Here is an 18,264-nt window from a genome sequence, read left to right as displayed (position 1 = left end):
CAAAACCAATCAATAGGTGAATTCCTAAAAGCAGTTTATTCAGCATTTAGAAAAAGAGTTCGAAAGGAAAAAGCAGGCTGAGCATATGCCCAAAGGAGCAAAAAATCAAGAACCATCTGAAAAATAGACGAATAAATTAGCTATATGCTGATAAGGTGAGAGACAAATGAATACTAACGTAAGCGGTTTGTCAGCAGGCAGGGAAAACGTTAAAAGGAGAGGAGCAGATAATGGCAGTCCGAATTTATCAAGGCCACTCTCACCAGCTGAGCTGTGCCGATGTGAATGTTGTGATTGACGTCATTCGTGCGTTCACTTTTGCCCACTACGCGTTTATAAAAGGGGCAGAGGAAATTTTACTGGCAGAAACAATCAATTCTGCACTTCAAACAAAAGAAAAAAATCCCACATACATGCTGGCCGGTGAAGAGAAGGGGCTCTACATCCCTGGATTTGACCTTGATAACTCTCCAGCCAGTCTCCTTGAAGCAAACGTGGAGGGGAAAATTCTTGTTCAAAAAACGACCAATGGAGTAAGAGCAGCGTTACATGCATTAAACGCCAGCCATGTATTTGTAACGGGCTTTTCCAATGCGAAAACAACCGCTCAATACATTCGCCAGCTTGTCGGGAAAAACGCGGACATTAATATAATCGCTTCCCATCCGAGTGGCGATGAGGATCTTGCCTGTGCCGAATACATGAAAGCTATTATTGAAGGAGAGAAAGACTGCTCTGCGTTTGAAACAGTTTCGAGAATTAGAGAAGCAGAGCCGGCACAAAAGTTTTTTGATGATAACCGGCCGGAATTTAAAAGTGCTGATATTGCCCTGTGCGTGAAAGAGCTGGACACTGGTTTTGTGATGGAAGTAAACCAGAAAAATAATTTACCAAGAATTGTGAGGGTGAATGTATGAGGGACACAGGGCTGAACCTGCCGAAAAGAAGCAGTAAACCAAGAGGAAATGGGCTCACCGTTCTGATTGATAACGGGGTTCCATTGCAGCTTTTTCAAGACACGATCAATAGTGCAGAAGCCTATATTGATTTTGTGAAATTTGGCTGGGGAACAGCAGTTGTCACGAAGCACCTGGAAGAGAAAATTGCCTGCCTGCAGGAAAATAAAGTGAACTTCTTTTTTGGCGGCACGTTATTTGAAAAGTTTGTCAGCCAAAAGAAATTGAGTGATTTTGAGAAATTTATTCAAAAACATGGATGCCAGTACCTCGAAATCTCAAACGGCACAATTGACATGGCCAACAGAGAAAAAGCAGCTTATATAAAAGAGTTTGCCAAGGATTTTACTGTGTTTAGTGAAGTAGGGGCCAAAGACAGTGACAAATCTCTGCATCAAAATGCATCTCAATGGGTCGAATGGATTCTTGAAGATATTGAAGCCGGCTCAGCCAAAGTGATCACCGAAGCGCGTGAAAGCGGCACAAGTGGAATTTGCCGGAGTAATGGGGAAATGCGCATGGAAATCGTGGATAAAATACTAGAAACGGGAATGGATCTGCAAAAAATGATTTTTGAAGCACCCTCAAAAAAATTACAGACTGCTTTTATCCAAATTGCTGGTCCGAACGTGAACCTCGCTAATATTCCATTTTCTGATGCAATTCCGCTTGAAACATTACGGCTTGGGCTGCGGTCCGATACATTTTCTTTAAGCGAGCGATGTATAATGACAAAAGAGTATAAAGTAAACAAGGTTTCTGCTGACAGTATTGATTTCTTCATATAAAGAAAAAGCTGCATCCCTGTTAACATAAGGGATGCAGCTTTTTCTTTTTTTATATTTTAACAGCCGCCCGTATTTTCTTCTTCTTTGGAGAAATCACCTTTTGCGGGCACTTGATAATTATGATAAAGTAGCGGTATAGTGTAAGCCGATTGGAGATGGAAAAATGAGTACGAAAGAGGAATACTTGCGTAAACCAGAATGGTTGAAAATAAAGCTGAATACAAACGAGAATTACACAGGATTAAAGAAAATGATGCGCGAAAAGCAGCTTCACACGGTTTGTGAAGAAGCCAAGTGTCCAAACATTCATGAGTGCTGGGCTGTCCGCCGTACAGCGACATTTATGATTCTTGGCAGCGTCTGCACACGCGCCTGCCGTTTCTGTGCTGTAAAAACAGGTCTTCCGACAGAGCTTGACCTGCAGGAGCCGGAACGCGTAGCGGATTCGGTTGTGCAAATGAATTTAAAACACGTCGTTGTTACGGCTGTTGCGCGTGATGATTTAAAAGACGGCGGTGCTTATGTATTTGCTGAAACGGTTCGGGCTATTCGCCGGAAAAATCCATTCACATCGATTGAAGTGCTTCCTTCTGATATGGGCGGGATTGAAGAAAACTTACAAATGCTGATGGATGCCAAGCCTGATATTTTAAATCATAACATCGAAACAGTCCGCCGCTTAACGCCGCGTGTTCGTGCGCGTGCAAAGTATGACCGTTCGCTTGAGTTCTTACGCCGTGCGAAAGAAATGCAGCCGGATATCCCGACAAAATCAAGCTTAATGGTTGGTCTCGGGGAAACAAAAGAAGAGATTATTGAAGTGATGGACGACCTTCGTGCGAACAACGTAGATATTATGACGATTGGGCAATACTTGCAGCCATCGAAAAAACACTTAAAGGTACAAAAATATTACCATCCAGACGAATTCGCCGAGCTGCGTGAAATCGCCATGTCAAAAGGGTTCAGCCACTGCGAAGCGGGTCCAATGGTTCGTTCTTCCTACCATGCGGATGAGCAGGTTAATGCTGCGGCAAAAGCGAAACACGCCGAGGGCGAAGCACAGGCGGCCCAATAAATGATTACGATTCAAAATGAAAGCTATGAAATTGTCGAGGAGCGGACAGAAGGATTTAATGAAGAAGCTTTCCGGGCCCGCTACAGTGATATTTTGGCGAAGTATGATTACATTGTCGGCGACTGGGGATATGGACAGCTTCGGCTCAAAGGATTTTTCGAAGACGACAACAAAAAAGCGTCCTACGACAACAAGTTTTCGACTATACGTGATTATTTGCTGGAATACTGCAACTTCGGATGCGGCTATTTTATTTTAAAAAAGCTGCCTGTTGCGGCAGCACCGAAAAAACCAGCCGAGTCCCAAGGAAAATAACAGGCGGCGTGTTTGCTTATTTGTATGGCGCGATTCAATATGAATCGCGCCATGTTGTTTTAAGCGTTAAATTACTTCATATAAAAATTCTTTTAACTCCGCCGCTTCTTCTTCACCCATATTAAATGCATATTCAATATAGCCCGGCTCTTCCAGGTCATCGCGGCCGATAATGGCATATGTATTTCCCTGCAGGTTTAAAACGACCGACTTGCCGTAATAGCGGTCCGTCTGCATAAGGGCCAGGTCGTATCGGCTGTGTTCGCCGGCAAAGCTGACAAATCGCGTTACCGTCGTATCTTTTTCGTCATAAAGAAAAAAACGTTCACTCATGTGCTGTCCTCCGCTCTACATTTTCAACCATTGTACCACATGATACAATAGAAGCGGAAAGGATGGATGGCCTGTGTATTTTATTGACCGCAAGAAAATAGAAGCAACACTTCGCTTTATGGAGCAGCAGCTCGATTTGTTCCACTCTCAGCCAGTCTGGGGAACAATCATTGAAAGAGCGGCACTTGAGAGAATCGCCCAAACGGTTGTGGAATCGATTATTGATGTTGGCAATGCAATGATCGATGGCTTTATTATGCGTGATCCAGGAAGTTACGATGACATTATTGATATTCTGGACGATGAAAACGTCATTCTGCCAGAACAATCTGCTCCTTTAAAAGATGTAATCGCTCTTCGGAAAATGCTTGTCCGCGAATATATCTCTATTTCGCATGATGAGCTGGCGGCAGTATTTATCGCTAATAAAAAAGAATTGGCCGATTTTCCAAACCGTGTCCGTGCTTATTTGGAACATGAGCTTGGACCTGTTTCTGCATTTTTACCGGAAGAAGGAGAAAAGAAATGACACGTTATAAAGGCTATTTAATCGATTTAGACGGCACAATGTATGCCGGTACACAAATTATTCCGGGAGCAGCGGAGTTTGTTGACCGCCTGAATGCTGCGGGCCTTCCTTATTTGTTTGTGACGAACAACTCATCCCGTACGCCGGAACAGGTGGCAGACAAACTAGTGAAAATGGGTATTCATACACGCCCGGAAAATGTATTTACCACTTCGCGTGCAACGGCGCAATTTATCCACGATGAAAAACCGGGAGCAACGGTGTATGTGATCGGAGAAGATGGCATCCTGCAGGCGCTTGCAGAGCAAGGCCTTGAAGTTGTGACGCATGAACACCCTGATTACGTCGTTACGGGAATTGACCGCGGTATTACATATGAAAAGCTGGCAGGTGCCTGCTTGGCTGTGCGTAACGGCGCCCGCTTTATTTCGACAAACGGCGATATTGCTATTCCATCAGAACGTGGCTTTCTGCCTGGAAACGGCTCGCTGACATCGGTGGTGTCTGTTTCAACTGAAACAGAGCCGGTCTTTATCGGAAAGCCGGAGCCGATTATTATGGAACAGGCTATGGAAGTTCTTGGAACAACAAAAGAAGAAACGATTATGATCGGGGATTATTATGATACAGATATCCTGGCTGGCATTAACATTGGAATTGATACACTGCTTGTACATACGGGTGTAACGCAGCCGGAGTTTTTGGAGCGGTATGATATCCAGCCGACTTACACACGAAAAAATTTAAATGAGTGGGAATTGTAAGAAACAGCACATTGCTGTTTCTTTTTTTGGGGTGAAAATGAGCACATAAGGGTATGGAGTCCATATGACTATTTTTAGGGAGGCTCTTATGAAAATTCCGAAAAAAACCATATCTTACTGGAAAGACCATGAAGCACCACGGTCATTCACTCCACTGCAAACTGATTTAACAGCAGAGGTTATCATTGTCGGTGGTGGGATTACCGGCATTTTAACGGCATGGAAGCTGGCTAGAGAAGGAAAAAAAGCAGTTCTGATTGAGGCAGGGAAATTAACCGACGGGACAACTGGGTTTACAACCGCCAAAATTACCGCTCAGCATAGTCTTATTTATGATAAGCTGATTCGCACCTTCGGAGAAGAAAAAGCGAGACTTTATTATGAAGCAAACGAGGAAGCAATCGCTTTTATAGAGAAGACGGTCAAAGAGCTGGATATTGAGTGCGAGTTTTCAAAACAAGATGCTTACACCTATATTACAACCGATGAAATGCTTCCGGCGCTTGAAAAAGAAGCAGACGCTTACCAAAAGCTCGGCATAAATGGAGGCTTGGCCGGCGTCTCTGCAGGGATGAATCTGCCTTTTCATGTAGAAGAAGCGCTCGTCATGAGAGAGCAGGCACAATTTCATCCTGTGAAGTTTTTGGAAGCGCTTGTGAGGGATATGGCGGGGCAGGTTCACATTTTTGAAGATACACGGGCAGAGTCCATAGACGGACGGACGGTTAAAACAACAGACGGACATTTCATTACCGGGGATCATGTTGTTGTGGCTTCGCATTATCCGTTTAATGACTTTGACGGTGCTTATTTTGCTAAGCTGCATCCGGAACGGTCCTATGCTATTGGGGTAAAAGGGGATCACACGCTCCAGAGCGGCATGTATATCAGCCAGGATCAGCCATCGCGCTCCGTCCGGTATACGCGAATGGAAAATGGAGAGCAGCTGCTTATTATTGGCGGGGAAAATCATCCAGCCGGGCGCAGCAAACAGGAGACGACTCATCATTACGAAGAGCTGGCTGCGTTTGCCAAAAAGCATTTTGGAGCCGAAGAAGTTCTTTATCGTTGGTCCGCGCAAGACTTAATCACACTGGATCAAGTTCCTTATATCGGGCAGATACATGAAAAAATCTATTTGGCAACCGGATACGCCAAGTGGGGAATGACGAGCGGAACAGTGGCCGCCGCGCTGCTAACCGATTTGATTGTACAGGGCAGCAGCCGGTACGCTGACGTTTATGATCCGAAGCGTGCCAAAGTGAAGCCGACCGATATTAAAACATTTATTTCTCAAAACGCAGCCGTTGCAAAAGAACTGATCAGCGGAAAGCTAAAAGGAGCAGACAAAACGGCCGACTCTCTACAGCCTGGCGAAGGAGGCATCATAACCGTAGACGGCGAAAAAATCGGAGCGTACAGGGATGAACAGGGCAGGTGCCATTTTGTCGATATCACGTGTACGCATATGGGATGTGAAACAGCCTGGAATGATGCCGAACGCTCATGGGACTGTCCATGCCATGGCTCTAGATTTTCTTATGACGGCAAAGTGCTGGAAGGGCCGGCTGTTCAGCCATTGAAAAAGAAATAAAAAAGCCGCCTGTAAAAGGCGGCTTATTCGGTATGGGCAGCACGGTGGGCAAGGCGGCTCGCAGCAGCAGCGGCAAGAGCGCCGACAATATCATCTAAAAAAGTGTGTACCTGTCCGGTTGATTTATCATTTAAAAACTCCAGAATACCTGGCTTTTGCTTATCAATATAGCCATAGCTTGTTAAGCCAATTGTTCCATAAACATTAATAATGGCAGTGGCAATTGTTTCATCAAGGCCATACAGTCCTTCGTCCGTTTTAATAATGGATTGAAGCGGTTCCGCCAGCTGGTTTTTCTCCGCCAGCATATCAAGCTGAATGCCGGTCAGAATCGCGTTTTGTACTTCACGCTTACGCAGTACAGCTTCTACATGCTCTGCTGCTTCTTCCAGCTTCAAATTAGGATGGTAAGGTTTTTGTAAATATAAAACAAGCTCCGCAATATCATCTACTTTAACGCCGCGCTCGGCAATCCAGCGGCGGGCCGTTTGTTCAGACATGCTCATGACGCGTTTCTTTTCAATACTCATCTTCCACACACCTTTTTTATCATTATATGTATTACTGCTGTTCCTATACCCGTTTTCATTGTGACATACTCAAGATGAAAATGATACAATAAGACAGAATAATCGGAAATGGGGGACGCTGTGTGAAGCCGTATGTGTACGTAACGAGAAAAGTGCCGGATGAAATAACAGCGAGATTGTCTGCTTCTTACCAGGTGGAAACATGGACAGAGGAGGACAAAGCTGTGCCACGGGAAATTCTGCTCGAAAAAGCAGCTTCCGCTCATGCATTGTTAACCGTAATTTCAGATGCAGTGGATGAGGAATTGCTTTCACAGGCTGAACGATTAAAAGTGGTCGCAAATATGGCCGTTGGCTTTGATAATATTGATTTGGATGCGGCCAGCCGCCATGGTGTGGCTATTTGCAACACGCCGGATGTATTAACGGATACAACGGCAGATTTGACCTTCGCGCTTCTTTTAGCAACAGCACGCCGGGTAACAGAAGCGTCTGAGTTTGTGAAAGAAGGAAAATGGACAAGCTGGGCGCCGATGATGCTGGTTGGAACGGATGTGCATCATAAAAAAATCGGCATTGTTGGAATGGGTAAGATCGGAACCGCTGTAGCCAAAAGAGCAGCCGGCTTTGATATGGATATTTTATATCACAACCGCAGCCGCCATGAAGTAGCAGAAGAAATGCTGGGTGCCCAGTACCGCAGCTTGGACGAGCTTCTAGAGGAAGCGGATTTCGTTGTTTGCCTGGCTCCGCTGAACGATGATACACGGGGCATGTTTCAGCGGGAACACTTTCAAAAAATGAAAAAAGATGCGATCTTTATCAATGCAAGCCGGGGACCGATTATTAATGAACAGGCACTAATAGAGGCACTCGAAGCCGGGGACATTGCGGCAGCAGGGCTGGATGTATTCGACAGCGAGCCGATTTCCGCTGATCATCCGTTTTTATCGATGAAAAATGTAGTGGCACTTCCTCATATCGGCAGCGCATCAAAAGAAACAAGGCTGGCTATGATGCAGACATGCTGTGACAATATTGAAGCGGTATTTGATGAACGTCCGCCCAAAACGCTTGTGAACAAAGATGTATTACAATTTTAAAAAAGAGCTGATCTTATAAAGATCAGCTCTCATCATTAAAATACTTGTTCAACTTCTACAACGCCAGGAACTTCTTCGAGCAATGCGCGCTCAATTCCTGCTTTGAGTGTAATAGTAGAACTAGGGCAGCTGCCGCACGCGCCAAGCAGACGAAGTTTTACGATCCCGTCTTCAATATCAACGAGTTCACAGTCGCCGCCGTCGCGAAGCAGGAATGGACGTAATTTATCAAGTACTTCCTGTACTTCACTGAACATTTGTTGTTCTTGTGCTTGCATGAATCATCGGCTCCTTTCGATTCGATACATATATTATAATGATTTTAAATTGAAAATGCAATTTCTCCTTTACGGAAAGGGAAAAAGGATGTTGTATTCTCAGCACTGCTATATAGAATGAAAAAGTGTTTAAAAAAGATCGTCAGGGCAATAGAACACTATGCCTATAAATAAGGAGAGGATTATCTTGAAAGAATGGAAAATGTACATAAACGGTGAATGGGTAGCAGCGGATAAACAAATTCAAGTCGTGAATCCGGCAACAGGCGAAACCTTTGCATCCGTACCAAAAGGCGGAGCTGTAGAGGCGGAGCGGGCTGTAGATGCAGCTTATGAAGCATTTCGCACGTGGTCCCAAAAAACGGCCGGTGAGCGATCCGAATTATTACGAAATTGGCATCGCCTGATTGACGAGCATAAAGAGGAAATTGGCCGGATTATGACGGAGGAGCAGGGGAAGCCGCTTCAGGAAGCCATTGGCGAAGTGAATTATGCGAACAGTTTCATTTTATGGTATGCAGAAGAAGGAAAGCGGGTGTACGGAGAAACAATTCCCGCCTCGGATCCGAAAAAGCGCCTGTTTGTTTCACGCCAGCCAGTAGGCGTTGTCGCGGCCATTACACCATGGAATTTCCCGGCAGCCATGATTACACGCAAAGTCGGACCAGCACTGGCATCCGGCTGTACGGCTGTAGTAAAGCCGGCTTCTTCCACTCCTCTTACAGCGCTGAAGCTTGTTGAACTCGCTCACGAAGCGGGTATTCCAAAAGGGGTGCTGAATGTTGTAACCGGTGATTCAAAATCAGTGGCTGGCTCCTGGATGGAAGACAGCCGTGTGCGCAAAGTGACTTTTACGGGTTCAACCGAAATCGGCAAAGTGCTCATGAAGCAGGCAGCAGATACAATGAAAAAAGTATCGCTTGAGCTTGGCGGCCATGCGCCATTTATTGTTACAGCCAATGCAGATATCCAAAAAGCAGCCAAAGGCTTGATCGGCTCAAAATTTCGTAACGCCGGCCAAACTTGTGTGTGCGCCAACCGGGTTTACGTTCATGAATCCATTGAGCAGGAATTTACGGAGGCGTTCAAGGCAGAAGTGGCGAAATTACGTGTCGGAAACGGAATGGAAGAAGGCATAACGATCGGCCCGCTTATTGATGCGGATGCGGTCGAAAAAGTACAGAACCAGTTAAAAGATGCGAAAGAAAAAGGGGCAGTCGTTGAAATGGGCGGTGAAGCGGACGGAAACTTTATTACGCCTGCTGTTCTAACGAACGTGACAGATGATATGGAATGTATGGTTGAGGAAACATTCGGTCCGCTGGCACCGATTGCCACGTATCGCACAACGGAAGAAGTGATAGAACGCGCGAACAACACACCATTTGGCCTGGCGGCTTATGTGTTCTCGGAAAATATTTCAGAAGCCATTGCAATAAGCGAAGGGCTGGAATATGGCATTGTCGGATTGAATGATGGATTGCCATCTGTGGCCCAGGCACCATTTGGTGGCTTTAAAGAGAGCGGGCTTGGGCGCGAGGGCGGCCATCACGGCATGGAAGAATTTTTAGAAGTTAAATATATTTCGCTTGGATTGTAAAAGCAAAAAAACCGGCTGAAAGGGCCGGTTTTTTTATTATCCGTTATGATATTTGTACATCCATAAAACGCCTGATTTCAAGAAGCGGGCAACACGTCCAGTAATAGCCCGGTCTGCTACAAAACCAAAGCCCTGTTTTTTGCCAAGAGAACCAAGTACACCTTTAAGTTTCATTTCCGGCATTTTTTCCGGAAGCGGTTCATTTCTCCAGCGCTTTTGAAGAACATCGACAATCTGTTCTGCTTGTTCTTCCGCAAGCTGTGCGCTCGGTGCATGAGGAAGGCTTGCGCAGTCCCCAACTACATAAACATGTTCATTGCCGGGCAGATTATGATGAGGTGTCAACACAACGCGGTCAGAGCGGTCTTTTTCCACATTCATCTGCCGGACAACAAGGCTTGGCTGAATGCCTGCGGTCCATACAACAGCGTCCATTTGATATTCGTCTTCACGGTTGTAAATGCGGTCAGGCTCAACACGCGTAATGTTTGCATCTCTCACTACTTCCACGCCGTGGTCGGTAAACCATTTTTCAATATAACGGCTTAAACGCTGGGGGAAGTCTTTTAAGATACGCGGTCCGCGGTCAAACAATTTAATATCAAGATCGGGACGGCTTTCGCGAAGTTCACTCGCCAATTCGATTCCGGAAAGACCTGCACCTACGATACCAACTTTTGAACCAGCCGGCATGTTGTTCAGCTTTTCATACGTGGCACGCGATTTTTGGATGGACTGAATGCTGTATGTATACTCTTCAGCCCCTGGCACGCCGTGATATTTATCCTCACAGCCAAGGCCAACAACAAGGTCGTCGTAAGCGAGAGAACCTTTTGTTTTTAACTCAACTTGTTTTCGATCTAAGTGAATAGCTGTAATTTCATCGTAAATAATATTTAGTTTTTCATGCTCTGGGAAAGATACACGGACCTCATGATCGGAAGCGGTTCCAGCCGCTAGTGCATAATACTCCGTTTTCAAGCAATGATACGGCACTTTATCAACCAGTGTAATCGTTACATCATCCGGCAAATGATTGGGCAACAGCCTGAGCAAAACACGCATATTGCCATATCCGCCTCCAAGCAAAACTAAATGTCTCATATGTATGACCCCTCTGCTTCGTATTCATATGTACAGTATTCATTTATTCATATCCGAGTATAACGAAGATAGCCCTATTATTCAACAGACTTCGCGAAACTTCACGCTTTTTTCTGCACGTAAATGATAGTACAATAAACGGGTGAGGTGAAAGATAAAATGAAGCCAATTATTGAGTTTTGCGTCAGCAACTTAGCAAGCGGTTCCCAGGAAGCATTTGAAAAACTGGAACGGGATCCGAACTTGGATGTGATTGAATATGGCTGTTTAAGCTACTGTACACGCTGCTCGGAATCTCCATTTGCGCTTGTGAATGGAGAAGTTGTCGATGGAGCGACACCTGACGAGCTTGTTTCGAATATATATACACATATAGACCAAACATGGCTGTTTTAAACATTAAGAAACCGGATCCTGTCCAAGGCAGCCGGTTTTTCTTATGTACACTTTAAGTCGTTTTCATTTGCTCACGTAATTCATGCCAGCGGTCACGCGCCATTTCCACGATTTGTTTTTCGTTTGACTGGCGCTGCCATTCAATCACTTTTGAAAAATAGGAAACGGCTTTTTCCATGCGTCCCAGCTTTCGATTCAGTTCACCGAGGAGATAGAGCACTTTAATTTCAGACATTTTCTGTGCTACATCCTCTACAGAAAAAGCTTCCTCATACTCACGGGCAGCGATAGACAAAAATCGCTTTTCTTCTTTTTTGCGGCCCATGTCCCGATAGATCCATGCCGTGCGAAGGGCAAGACCTGCCAGAGTTAAATGCTTTTCTTTCTTCAGTACGCCAGAATAAAGAGCGAGCTTATAGCTTTTAATCGCTTTAGCCGGCGACCGCTCACCGCTGAAATCCTGCTCGACCCAATGATCGGATACCGAAGCCTTTAATACTTCTGCTGTTCCTGGTGCAAAATAAGAAGTAAAATCCTCTGTAAATGAATAGCCGCAATGCATACAAACATGCACATTGTAAAAAAGAGGATTTACCTCTCCCGCTTCATAAAGCGGTTTTAAGTCCGTATCCTGGCCGATGACTTTAACAGCACTTTTACGAACTTTCGTTGTGCTAAAGGACTGCTGGCAATGAGGGCACTTCATCATTTTATAATAGATTAATGGGGCATCAGACATGATAAAACCTCCTTTTTTCTAAAATAAAGGTCTTTTTACTTATTTTATTATACAGGAATTGGAGGTAAAAAGAATTAATTTGGATAAAAAAATCAATGAGCGGTTCAGTTGAGGATTTGTTCTATTCCTCGTATACTAAAAGAAAATGAAAGGAGCGATTCCTTTGGCGGATCAACAAGTTGTTACAATTACGGAAGCTGCGGCTTTTCAAATAAAAGATATGATGAAGCAAAACGAAGAAGAAGGGTCATTTTTGCGGGTAGCCGTTCATGGCGGGGGATGCAGTGGATTATCATACGGGATGGGTTTTACGCCTGAAGCAGAAGAAGGCGATATGGAACTTCTTCAGCACGGTATCCCTATTGTGGTAGCCAAAAAGGATGCCCCGATTTTGAAGGGAACGATAGTGGACTACAAGCAGTCGCTGATGGGCGGCGGATTTACGATCGATAATCCGAATGCCATCGCGTCCTGCGGCTGCGGATCCTCTTTCCGGACAGCAACAGAAACCGGAACACCGGAAAACTGCTAATGTAAAAAGCCTGGCTGTATCTACGGATGCAGCCAGGCTTTTTTATTGGCTTGATTTCTTTTTTCGCGTAAACCAAACCGACACAAGCGGAATGATGACGAAAAACAGAATAAACAAAGCAAAGGTTAATTGTAAAAGCCAATAATCATTATACAAGCTGCTGCCTCCTAAAAGCTTTTTACCTTTAATATGGGACAGCAGGAAGATTCTTATACAAAAAGACTTACATAAAAGGAAATAGCATGAATGAAACAGACAATAATAAGGAGGAAATTATTCCTGTTTTTTCTATTTATTAAAGTTTTTTAAATTATCTGTAAAGTTTATATTTTAAAATAAAAAGTAGATTACAATGAAGGTGATTTCTGTCGAACGTCCATTACATGAGAGAGGAGTTTTTAAATGAGAAAAATTGGACAGGCTTTATTTGCTCTTGTACTCGTCATTGGCACATTACTTCCGTTTCAGGTTCCAGCGAGCGCCGCACCGATCACGGTGGCCGATGCAATTGCTTACAACTCGGGTACAGCCACCGTCGAAGGCTATATCGTTGGCTATGCACTATCAGGAAGCAGTTATACAGCAGATCCTGCACGTTATCAAAATACAAATATTGGTATAGCGGATGAAGCAGGGGAAACAGATCCAGCTAAAATATTACCAGTACAATTAACAGCAAATTTCCGGCAGGGAATTAATTTGAAAGATTATCCGGAAAACCTCGGCAAAAAAGTGCGGGTGACAGGCTCTCTTGAAGCGTATTTTACAGTTCCTGGCTTAAAATCACCAACGTCGATTGAACTTTTGGATAACGGAACCGCAGAACCAGAAGTGCCTGAGGAGCCGTCAAACCTTATAAAAGAACCGATTTCGGACGTGCGCCAAAAAGCAGAAAACACAAAGGTGTGGACGTCTGGTACAGTAACGGCTGTTTTCGGAAGCACGGTATATATTCAGGATGAAACCGCCGGTATTGTTTTATATGGTTCCGGTATGAATGTAAAACTAGGTGATGTTGTAGATGTGAAGGGGAGCATTGATGACTACAATTCTCTTTTAGAGATTAACGTATCATCCGGCAGCGTAACTGTGACCGGCGAGGCTGTTGTGCCGGCACCGTTAACCGTAAGGGCTGATCAATTTACAGAAGAAGTGGAAGGGGAGCTTGTTACAATCAGCGATGTTTCTGTTTCCAGTTTTTCAGGCGGCAATTACACAGCAAAGGATGAAGAAGGAAATAACTTTCAAATCAGGCCGCAGGATGCATCACTTCTTGCAATAAACACCAAATACGATTCGGTAACAGGGGTTGTCGGCTCTTATAACAACGTCTATCAATTAATTCCGCGTCATGCAGCGGATATTGAACCTGACTCTTCTACGGCTGGATCGGTAACGGCCAATCCGGCAGCGGGCGTTGTTAAAGCAGGAACGAGTGTTACACTGTCTTCACCAACAGAGGATGCCGACATTCGTTATACGCTGGATGGCTCTCAGCCGACAAAAGAAAGCGTGCTTTATACAGAACCGATCGTGATTAATGAAAACAAAACGATTCAAGCAGCAGCATTTAAAGAAGGCTTAAATGACAGTGCCGTTTCCTCTTTTTCATACGTTATAGAAAAAGAAAACATTCGCATCTATGATATTCAAGGAGCCGGGCACAGTTCTCCATATAATGGTTTAGCTGTTAAAGATGTAGAAGGAATCGTTACCCATATCGTTGACAGCAGTAACTTTTATATGCAGAGCGTAGAAGCAGATGAGGATGAAAATACGTCAGAAGGTATTCTCGTTTATAAGCGGAGCCACGGGTTGTCGCAAGGAGATCTTGTCTCTGTTGATGGTACGGTAAAAGAATGGGTGCTTGATGGATATGCGGAAAAGCTGCAAACAGATCTTCCCGTAACAGAAATTAGTGCGGGTACTGTCAGTAAAAAAGCATCCGGACAGCCGCTGCCGGCACCGGTTGTGCTGAATAAAGATCGCATGATGCCAATGAAAGTGATTGATAACGACCAATTTGGCCTATTCGATCCACAGCAGGACGGCATTGACTTTTTTGAAAGCATGGAAGGCATGCGCGTTCAAGTGAATAACCCGAAAATCATTGCTCCGCAGAGATACGGAGAAGTAGTGGCTGTGCCGGAAAATATAGAAACCAATACAACAGCGGGTGCTCTTCGGATTGAAGCAGACGACTACAACCCAGAACGTATTCATCTTGATTTGGATAATGAAGACTTTATGGCAAAAACAGGCGACTCATTTGCCGGTCCTGTCACGGGTGTCGTCAGCTACGGCTACAGTAACTTTAAAGTGCTGGCAGACGAAGTGCCTGAAGTGATGGACGGAGGGTTAAAAGCAGAAGAAACAACCCTTACATCAACGGAAGATGGACTAACGACCGCTTCTTACAATCTCGAAAACTTTTCAACGGTTTCAGGCGAAGAGAAAACAAGACGCCTTGCCATGGGAATTGTAAATGGAATGAAGTCGCCGGACATCATCGGTGTAACAGAAGTACAGGACAATGACGGGCCAGCAGATTCTGGCACAACGGACGCATCTCAAAGCGCCGCCGTACTGATTGAAGCTATAAAAGAGCTGGGCGGACCGGCTTATGAGTACACGGATGTGGCGCCGGTCAATAAAGAAGACGGCGGACAGCCGGGCGGTAACATTCGTGTTGGCTTCTTGTACAATCCGGAACGTGTTCGTCTTGCGGAAGGAACAAAAGGAAGCGCGACAGAAGCGGCTGCCTATGTAGATGGGAAATTGACCGCTAATCCTGGGCGGATTGATCCCGAAAACGAAGCGTTTGAAAATAGCCGTAAGCCGCTGGCTGCTCAATTTATATTTAAAGGTGAAAAGGTCATTGTAGTGGCCAATCATTTTAATTCAAAAGGCGGAGATGAGCCGTTATTCGGAAAGAATCAGCCTCCTTATTTAGGAAGTGAAATCCAGCGCAAGCAAATTGCAGCGATTGTAAATGGCTTTGTTGAAGATGTAAAGTCAGCGGATCCAAACGCGAATCTGGTGCTTTTAGGTGATTTTAACGATTTTGAATTTACCGAGGCTCTTTCTATTGTAAAAGGGGAGGAGCTGGCCAACATGATTGAAAGAGTACCGGCAGAAGAGCGGTTCACGTATTCCTATCAAGGAAATGCACAGGTGCTCGACCATATTCTGGTCACAAATAATATGGCCGCTTCTACTGAAGTGGATATTGTTCATACCAATTCACAATTTATGGAGGAGCATGGACGGGCGAGCGACCATGATCCGGTAGTTATCCGGACGACCTTTGCAAAAGATCATCCAGAAGCGGAAATCGTTTATGTGCCGGCGATGGAGAAAAAACAGTTTATAGCTGCACAGCCGGAGATTCATCTGGATTTTGATGAAGGTGCCCGTTTTAGCAAAGGCATTATTGTAAAGCATTCAGCTAAACTGCAAGGAGAAGGATTAAAGTATAATACCGTTATCGTTTCCACGCCGAAAAAAGGGCAGGTTGTTGATTTACGAGATGCAGAAGTGAAAGAAGTTCAAATCGATACAAAGCAGGAAGTGGAGATTATAGGGGCTGACAATGTAAAAAAATGGACAGATTTACGAGAAAAGAAAACAAAAAAACCGGCTGCTTCTTAAGCAGTAAAAACGTCTGCAGCAAAAAAGCCGGCATACCAGGGCATGCCGGCTCTTTTCTATATTAATTATAAGGCTTTTAAGGCTTCGGCAATTGGGACAGTGCCTTCGACAATTTCAAAGATCCGGCCCTCTGTTTGGGGGGCGAGCAGGCTTTGGACAAGTACTTCGGCAACATCAGCCCTTGCAATAGACTTCGTTCGATTCGCAACTTGGGGAGCTGCTTCAATTTTTCCGCTGGCCGCTTCATTTGAAAGGGCACCGGGACGAACGATCGTATAAGTGAGACCGCTCATCATTAAATGAGCGTCTGCTTCATGCTTGGCCCGAAGGTAATGCTGCAGAGCCTCAGGACCTGTATCCGGCCGGTCTGCTCCCATTGAACTGAGCATGACAAAACGCTCAATACCATGTGAAACGGCCAGGTCAATGGCTTTGATTGCTCCGTCACGGTCAATAGCCGTTGTTTTATCGGGGCCGGTTGCTGAACCGGAGCCGGCTGCAAAAATAACCGCGTTCACATCATTCATTGCATAACTGAAGTCCTGCTCCAGGTCGGCCAAAACCGGTCTGGCACCAAGCTGTTCCATGTCTGCCATCTGGTCGGTTTTTCGAACCATTGCTTTCACGTGGTGCTGAATATTTTCAGCCAGACTTTGGACAACGAGGCGGCCGGTTGTACCGGCTGCACCGATCACAAGTACATGCATAGTGAACCACCCTTTTTTTCCGTTTTCTATTCCTTTACCCGACATTAAAGGATTAAAACAAGGATGTGCTGTGCAGCGGCTGGACTTTTGCATCCGGATCAATATAGGATTTTGCATTGTTAACAGCCGTTGGCGCTTCTCCAAATCCAGTGGCAATCAGCTTTACTTTACCTGCGTATGTTGCCACATCACCGGCTGCATACACACCTGGGATATTTGTCTCCATACGTGAATTGACCACGATCGAGTTTTTCTCAATGTTAAGCCCCCAATTTTTCATCGGGCCAAGTGAAGAAATAAACCCGTAGTTCACAAGGAGGTCATCGATCTCTAGAGATTTCTTTTGGTCGCCTTTCACTTCCTCAAGCGCAAGAGTCTGCCCGTCAAAGGATACAGGAACAAATGGCGTCATAACCCGGACATCTGATTTGTGAAGCAGGTCCACACTGTGTTCGTGGGCGCGAAATTTGTCACGCCGGTGAATGATGGTCACTTCTTTTGCAGTTTTTTCAAGCATCATGGCCCAGTCAACCGCAGAATCACCGCCTCCTAGAACCGCGACACGCCGGCCTGAAAAAGAGGAAAGGTCATTGACAAAATAGTGAACGTTCGGCAAAGCATCTGCGCCATCAAGCTCAAGACGCCGCGGCTGAAAAGCACCGTTGCCCGCGGTAATAATCACCGCTTTGGTTTCATGCTTCCCCTTGTCCGTTCCAAGAACAATGCTGCCGTCTGGATTTTTTTCGAGGGACTGAACGGCCTCCTCCAGACAAAGTTCAACTGGAAAACGATTCATTTGTTCGACAAGCCGGTCAACCAGCTCCTGCGCCCGTACTGCCGGAAAAGCAGCTACATCATAAATAAACTTTTCTGGGTAAAGAGCGGATAACTGGCCTCCCGGCTGCGGCAGGCTTTCGATAATTTTAACAGAAGCACCGCGCATTCCTGCGTAAAAGGCGGCAAACAGGCCAGTAGGACCTGCCCCGATAATCGTAATGTCTTTCACTCATAATCCCCCTTTTTAAAAAGCCATAAGATTGATGTATATGCCATCTTTGCTTTATTATGTCTTATTTTACAAAATTCCATAAGGGAAGTCTCATTTCAAATTTCTTGTCCAAATAACTTGAAAAAAGCAGTCAAAGCGTCTATGATAAAACTAGTTATGCACATTGTTAACATTTTGTGACAAAGTAAGAGGTATTTTTTTATACTTATACGTGAAGATTATCACATTCTTCGCGTGAATATTTTTAGTAGAGGTGGA

General features: G+C 45.0%; 19 protein-coding genes. 12 read left to right on the top strand and 7 right to left on the bottom strand.

The window, feature by feature from the left end; genetic code table 11:
• Positions 1-230 precede the first annotated feature (230 nt).
• The 4 genes from L2D08_RS12180 to L2D08_RS12165 all read left to right on the top strand — a co-directional run bounded on the left by L2D08_RS12180 (position 231) and on the right by L2D08_RS12165 (position 3,137).
• A complete protein-coding gene (locus tag L2D08_RS12180) occupies positions 231-917 on the top strand; it encodes a 2-phosphosulfolactate phosphatase (protein ID WP_242234049.1) in 687 nt (228 codons plus the stop codon).
• Positions 914-1,744, top strand: a complete 831-nt coding sequence (locus L2D08_RS12175; RefSeq protein WP_242234048.1) for a phosphosulfolactate synthase — start codon at positions 914-916, stop codon at positions 1,742-1,744. The genes L2D08_RS12180 and L2D08_RS12175 overlap by 4 nt, the downstream gene beginning before the upstream one ends.
• A 163-nt stretch (positions 1,745-1,907) precedes the next feature.
• Entirely contained in the window at positions 1,908-2,822 is a 915-nt protein-coding gene (gene lipA, locus L2D08_RS12170) for a lipoyl synthase (protein WP_242234047.1), read from the top strand.
• A complete protein-coding gene (locus L2D08_RS12165; RefSeq protein ID WP_242234046.1) occupies positions 2,823-3,137 on the top strand; it encodes a YutD family protein in 315 nt (104 codons plus the stop codon). It abuts the gene before it with no gap.
• Positions 3,138-3,203: 66 nt separating this feature from the next.
• On the opposite strand, the gene L2D08_RS12160 is transcribed toward L2D08_RS12165, so the two are convergent.
• Positions 3,204-3,470 (bottom strand): DUF3055 domain-containing protein, encoded by a 267-nt coding sequence (locus L2D08_RS12160; RefSeq protein WP_242234045.1) that lies wholly within the window; start codon positions 3,468-3,470, stop codon positions 3,204-3,206.
• Between the two features lie 73 nt (positions 3,471-3,543).
• Between L2D08_RS12160 and L2D08_RS12155 the strand changes: the two genes are divergently transcribed.
• From L2D08_RS12155 to L2D08_RS12145, 3 genes are all read left to right on the top strand, one after another.
• Complete coding sequence (locus L2D08_RS12155) at positions 3,544-3,999, top strand: DUF86 domain-containing protein (RefSeq protein WP_242234044.1); 456 nt, start codon at positions 3,544-3,546, stop codon at positions 3,997-3,999.
• Positions 3,996-4,763, top strand: a complete 768-nt coding sequence (locus tag L2D08_RS12150) for a TIGR01457 family HAD-type hydrolase (RefSeq protein WP_242234043.1) — start codon at positions 3,996-3,998, stop codon at positions 4,761-4,763. Before L2D08_RS12155 ends, L2D08_RS12150 begins: the two co-directional genes overlap by 4 nt.
• Before the next feature lie 88 nt (positions 4,764-4,851).
• Positions 4,852-6,357, top strand: a complete 1,506-nt coding sequence (locus L2D08_RS12145) for an FAD-dependent oxidoreductase (protein WP_242234042.1) — start codon at positions 4,852-4,854, stop codon at positions 6,355-6,357.
• 23 nt (positions 6,358-6,380) lie between these two features.
• On the opposite strand, the gene L2D08_RS12140 is transcribed toward L2D08_RS12145, so the two are convergent.
• Entirely contained in the window at positions 6,381-6,887 is a 507-nt protein-coding gene (locus L2D08_RS12140) for a phosphatidylglycerophosphatase A family protein (protein ID WP_242234041.1), read from the bottom strand.
• A 122-nt stretch (positions 6,888-7,009) separates the two neighbouring features.
• Between L2D08_RS12140 and L2D08_RS12135 the strand changes: the two genes are divergently transcribed.
• Complete coding sequence (locus L2D08_RS12135) at positions 7,010-7,990, top strand: 2-hydroxyacid dehydrogenase (protein ID WP_242234040.1); 981 nt, start codon at positions 7,010-7,012, stop codon at positions 7,988-7,990.
• Positions 7,991-8,025: 35 nt separating this feature from the next.
• Here the strand turns inward: L2D08_RS12135 and L2D08_RS12130 are convergent, their stop codons facing one another.
• Positions 8,026-8,268: a NifU family protein gene (locus L2D08_RS12130; protein ID WP_242234039.1), complete on the bottom strand. Its 243-nt coding sequence runs from the start codon at positions 8,266-8,268 to the stop codon at positions 8,026-8,028.
• 202 nt (positions 8,269-8,470) lie between these two features.
• Between L2D08_RS12130 and L2D08_RS12125 the strand changes: the two genes are divergently transcribed.
• Positions 8,471-9,868 (top strand): NAD-dependent succinate-semialdehyde dehydrogenase, encoded by a 1,398-nt coding sequence (locus L2D08_RS12125; protein ID WP_242234154.1) that lies wholly within the window; start codon positions 8,471-8,473, stop codon positions 9,866-9,868.
• A gap of 36 nt (positions 9,869-9,904) precedes the next feature.
• On the opposite strand, the gene L2D08_RS12120 is transcribed toward L2D08_RS12125, so the two are convergent.
• Positions 9,905-10,972 carry an NAD(P)/FAD-dependent oxidoreductase gene (locus tag L2D08_RS12120; protein ID WP_242234038.1) on the bottom strand — a complete coding sequence of 356 codons (1,068 nt, stop codon included), beginning with the start codon at positions 10,970-10,972 and terminating at the stop codon, positions 9,905-9,907.
• 159 nt (positions 10,973-11,131) lie between these two features.
• Here L2D08_RS12120 and L2D08_RS12115 point away from each other — a divergent pair, with 159 nt between their 5' ends.
• Positions 11,132-11,368 (top strand): YuzB family protein, encoded by a 237-nt coding sequence (locus tag L2D08_RS12115; protein ID WP_242234037.1) that lies wholly within the window; start codon positions 11,132-11,134, stop codon positions 11,366-11,368.
• 52 nt (positions 11,369-11,420) lie between these two features.
• Here the strand turns inward: L2D08_RS12115 and L2D08_RS12110 are convergent, their stop codons facing one another.
• Positions 11,421-12,107 (bottom strand): DUF2225 domain-containing protein, encoded by a 687-nt coding sequence (locus L2D08_RS12110; protein WP_242234036.1) that lies wholly within the window; start codon positions 12,105-12,107, stop codon positions 11,421-11,423.
• 163 nt (positions 12,108-12,270) lie between these two features.
• Here L2D08_RS12110 and L2D08_RS12105 point away from each other — a divergent pair, with 163 nt between their 5' ends.
• Both L2D08_RS12105 and L2D08_RS12100 read left to right on the top strand, forming a co-directional pair.
• Positions 12,271-12,639: a HesB/IscA family protein gene (locus L2D08_RS12105; RefSeq protein ID WP_255821944.1), complete on the top strand. Its 369-nt coding sequence runs from the start codon at positions 12,271-12,273 to the stop codon at positions 12,637-12,639.
• A gap of 402 nt (positions 12,640-13,041) precedes the next feature.
• Complete coding sequence (locus L2D08_RS12100) at positions 13,042-16,290, top strand: DUF6359 domain-containing protein (RefSeq protein WP_242234035.1); 3,249 nt, start codon at positions 13,042-13,044, stop codon at positions 16,288-16,290.
• A 65-nt stretch (positions 16,291-16,355) separates the two neighbouring features.
• Here the strand turns inward: L2D08_RS12100 and L2D08_RS12095 are convergent, their stop codons facing one another.
• Both L2D08_RS12095 and L2D08_RS12090 read right to left on the bottom strand, forming a co-directional pair.
• Complete coding sequence (locus L2D08_RS12095; RefSeq protein ID WP_242234034.1) at positions 16,356-16,997, bottom strand: SDR family oxidoreductase; 642 nt, start codon at positions 16,995-16,997, stop codon at positions 16,356-16,358.
• Positions 16,998-17,049: 52 nt separating this feature from the next.
• On the bottom strand, positions 17,050-18,003 hold the full coding sequence (locus L2D08_RS12090) for an NAD(P)/FAD-dependent oxidoreductase (RefSeq protein ID WP_242234033.1): 954 nt from the start codon (positions 18,001-18,003) through the stop codon (positions 17,050-17,052).
• Between the last annotated feature and the right edge of the window lie 261 nt (positions 18,004-18,264).

Source organism: Domibacillus sp. PGB-M46 (genome assembly GCF_022668875.1).
GTDB lineage: Bacteria > Bacillota > Bacilli > Bacillales > Domibacillaceae > Domibacillus.
Note: the sequence above shows the minus strand (reverse complement) of the source record. Positions and strands in the feature narration are given on the sequence as shown.

Excerpts from the sequence above, each read along its gene's own strand:
- lipA (WP_242234047.1), top strand. The coding sequence starts at position 1,908 with ATGAGTACGAAAGAGGAATACTTGCGTAAACCAGAATGGTTGAAAATA.
- L2D08_RS12175 (WP_242234048.1), top strand. The coding sequence starts at position 914 with ATGAGGGACACAGGGCTGAACCTGCCGAAAAGAAGCAGTAAACCAAGA.
- L2D08_RS12180 (WP_242234049.1), top strand. The coding sequence starts at position 231 with ATGGCAGTCCGAATTTATCAAGGCCACTCTCACCAGCTGAGCTGTGCC.
- L2D08_RS12150 (WP_242234043.1), top strand. The coding sequence starts at position 3,996 with ATGACACGTTATAAAGGCTATTTAATCGATTTAGACGGCACAATGTAT.
- L2D08_RS12110 (WP_242234036.1), bottom strand. The coding sequence starts at position 12,107 with ATGTCTGATGCCCCATTAATCTATTATAAAATGATGAAGTGCCCTCAT.
- L2D08_RS12140 (WP_242234041.1), bottom strand. The coding sequence starts at position 6,887 with ATGAGTATTGAAAAGAAACGCGTCATGAGCATGTCTGAACAAACGGCC.
- L2D08_RS12145 (WP_242234042.1), top strand. The coding sequence starts at position 4,852 with ATGAAAATTCCGAAAAAAACCATATCTTACTGGAAAGACCATGAAGCA.
- L2D08_RS12115 (WP_242234037.1), top strand. The coding sequence starts at position 11,132 with ATGAAGCCAATTATTGAGTTTTGCGTCAGCAACTTAGCAAGCGGTTCC.
- L2D08_RS12125 (WP_242234154.1), top strand. The coding sequence starts at position 8,471 with ATGTACATAAACGGTGAATGGGTAGCAGCGGATAAACAAATTCAAGTC.
- L2D08_RS12160 (WP_242234045.1), bottom strand. The coding sequence starts at position 3,470 with ATGAGTGAACGTTTTTTTCTTTATGACGAAAAAGATACGACGGTAACG.
- L2D08_RS12095 (WP_242234034.1), bottom strand. The coding sequence starts at position 16,997 with ATGCATGTACTTGTGATCGGTGCAGCCGGTACAACCGGCCGCCTCGTT.
- L2D08_RS12165 (WP_242234046.1), top strand. The coding sequence starts at position 2,823 with ATGATTACGATTCAAAATGAAAGCTATGAAATTGTCGAGGAGCGGACA.
- L2D08_RS12130 (WP_242234039.1), bottom strand. The coding sequence starts at position 8,268 with ATGCAAGCACAAGAACAACAAATGTTCAGTGAAGTACAGGAAGTACTT.
- L2D08_RS12120 (WP_242234038.1), bottom strand. The coding sequence starts at position 10,972 with ATGAGACATTTAGTTTTGCTTGGAGGCGGATATGGCAATATGCGTGTT.
- L2D08_RS12100 (WP_242234035.1), top strand. The coding sequence starts at position 13,042 with ATGAGAAAAATTGGACAGGCTTTATTTGCTCTTGTACTCGTCATTGGC.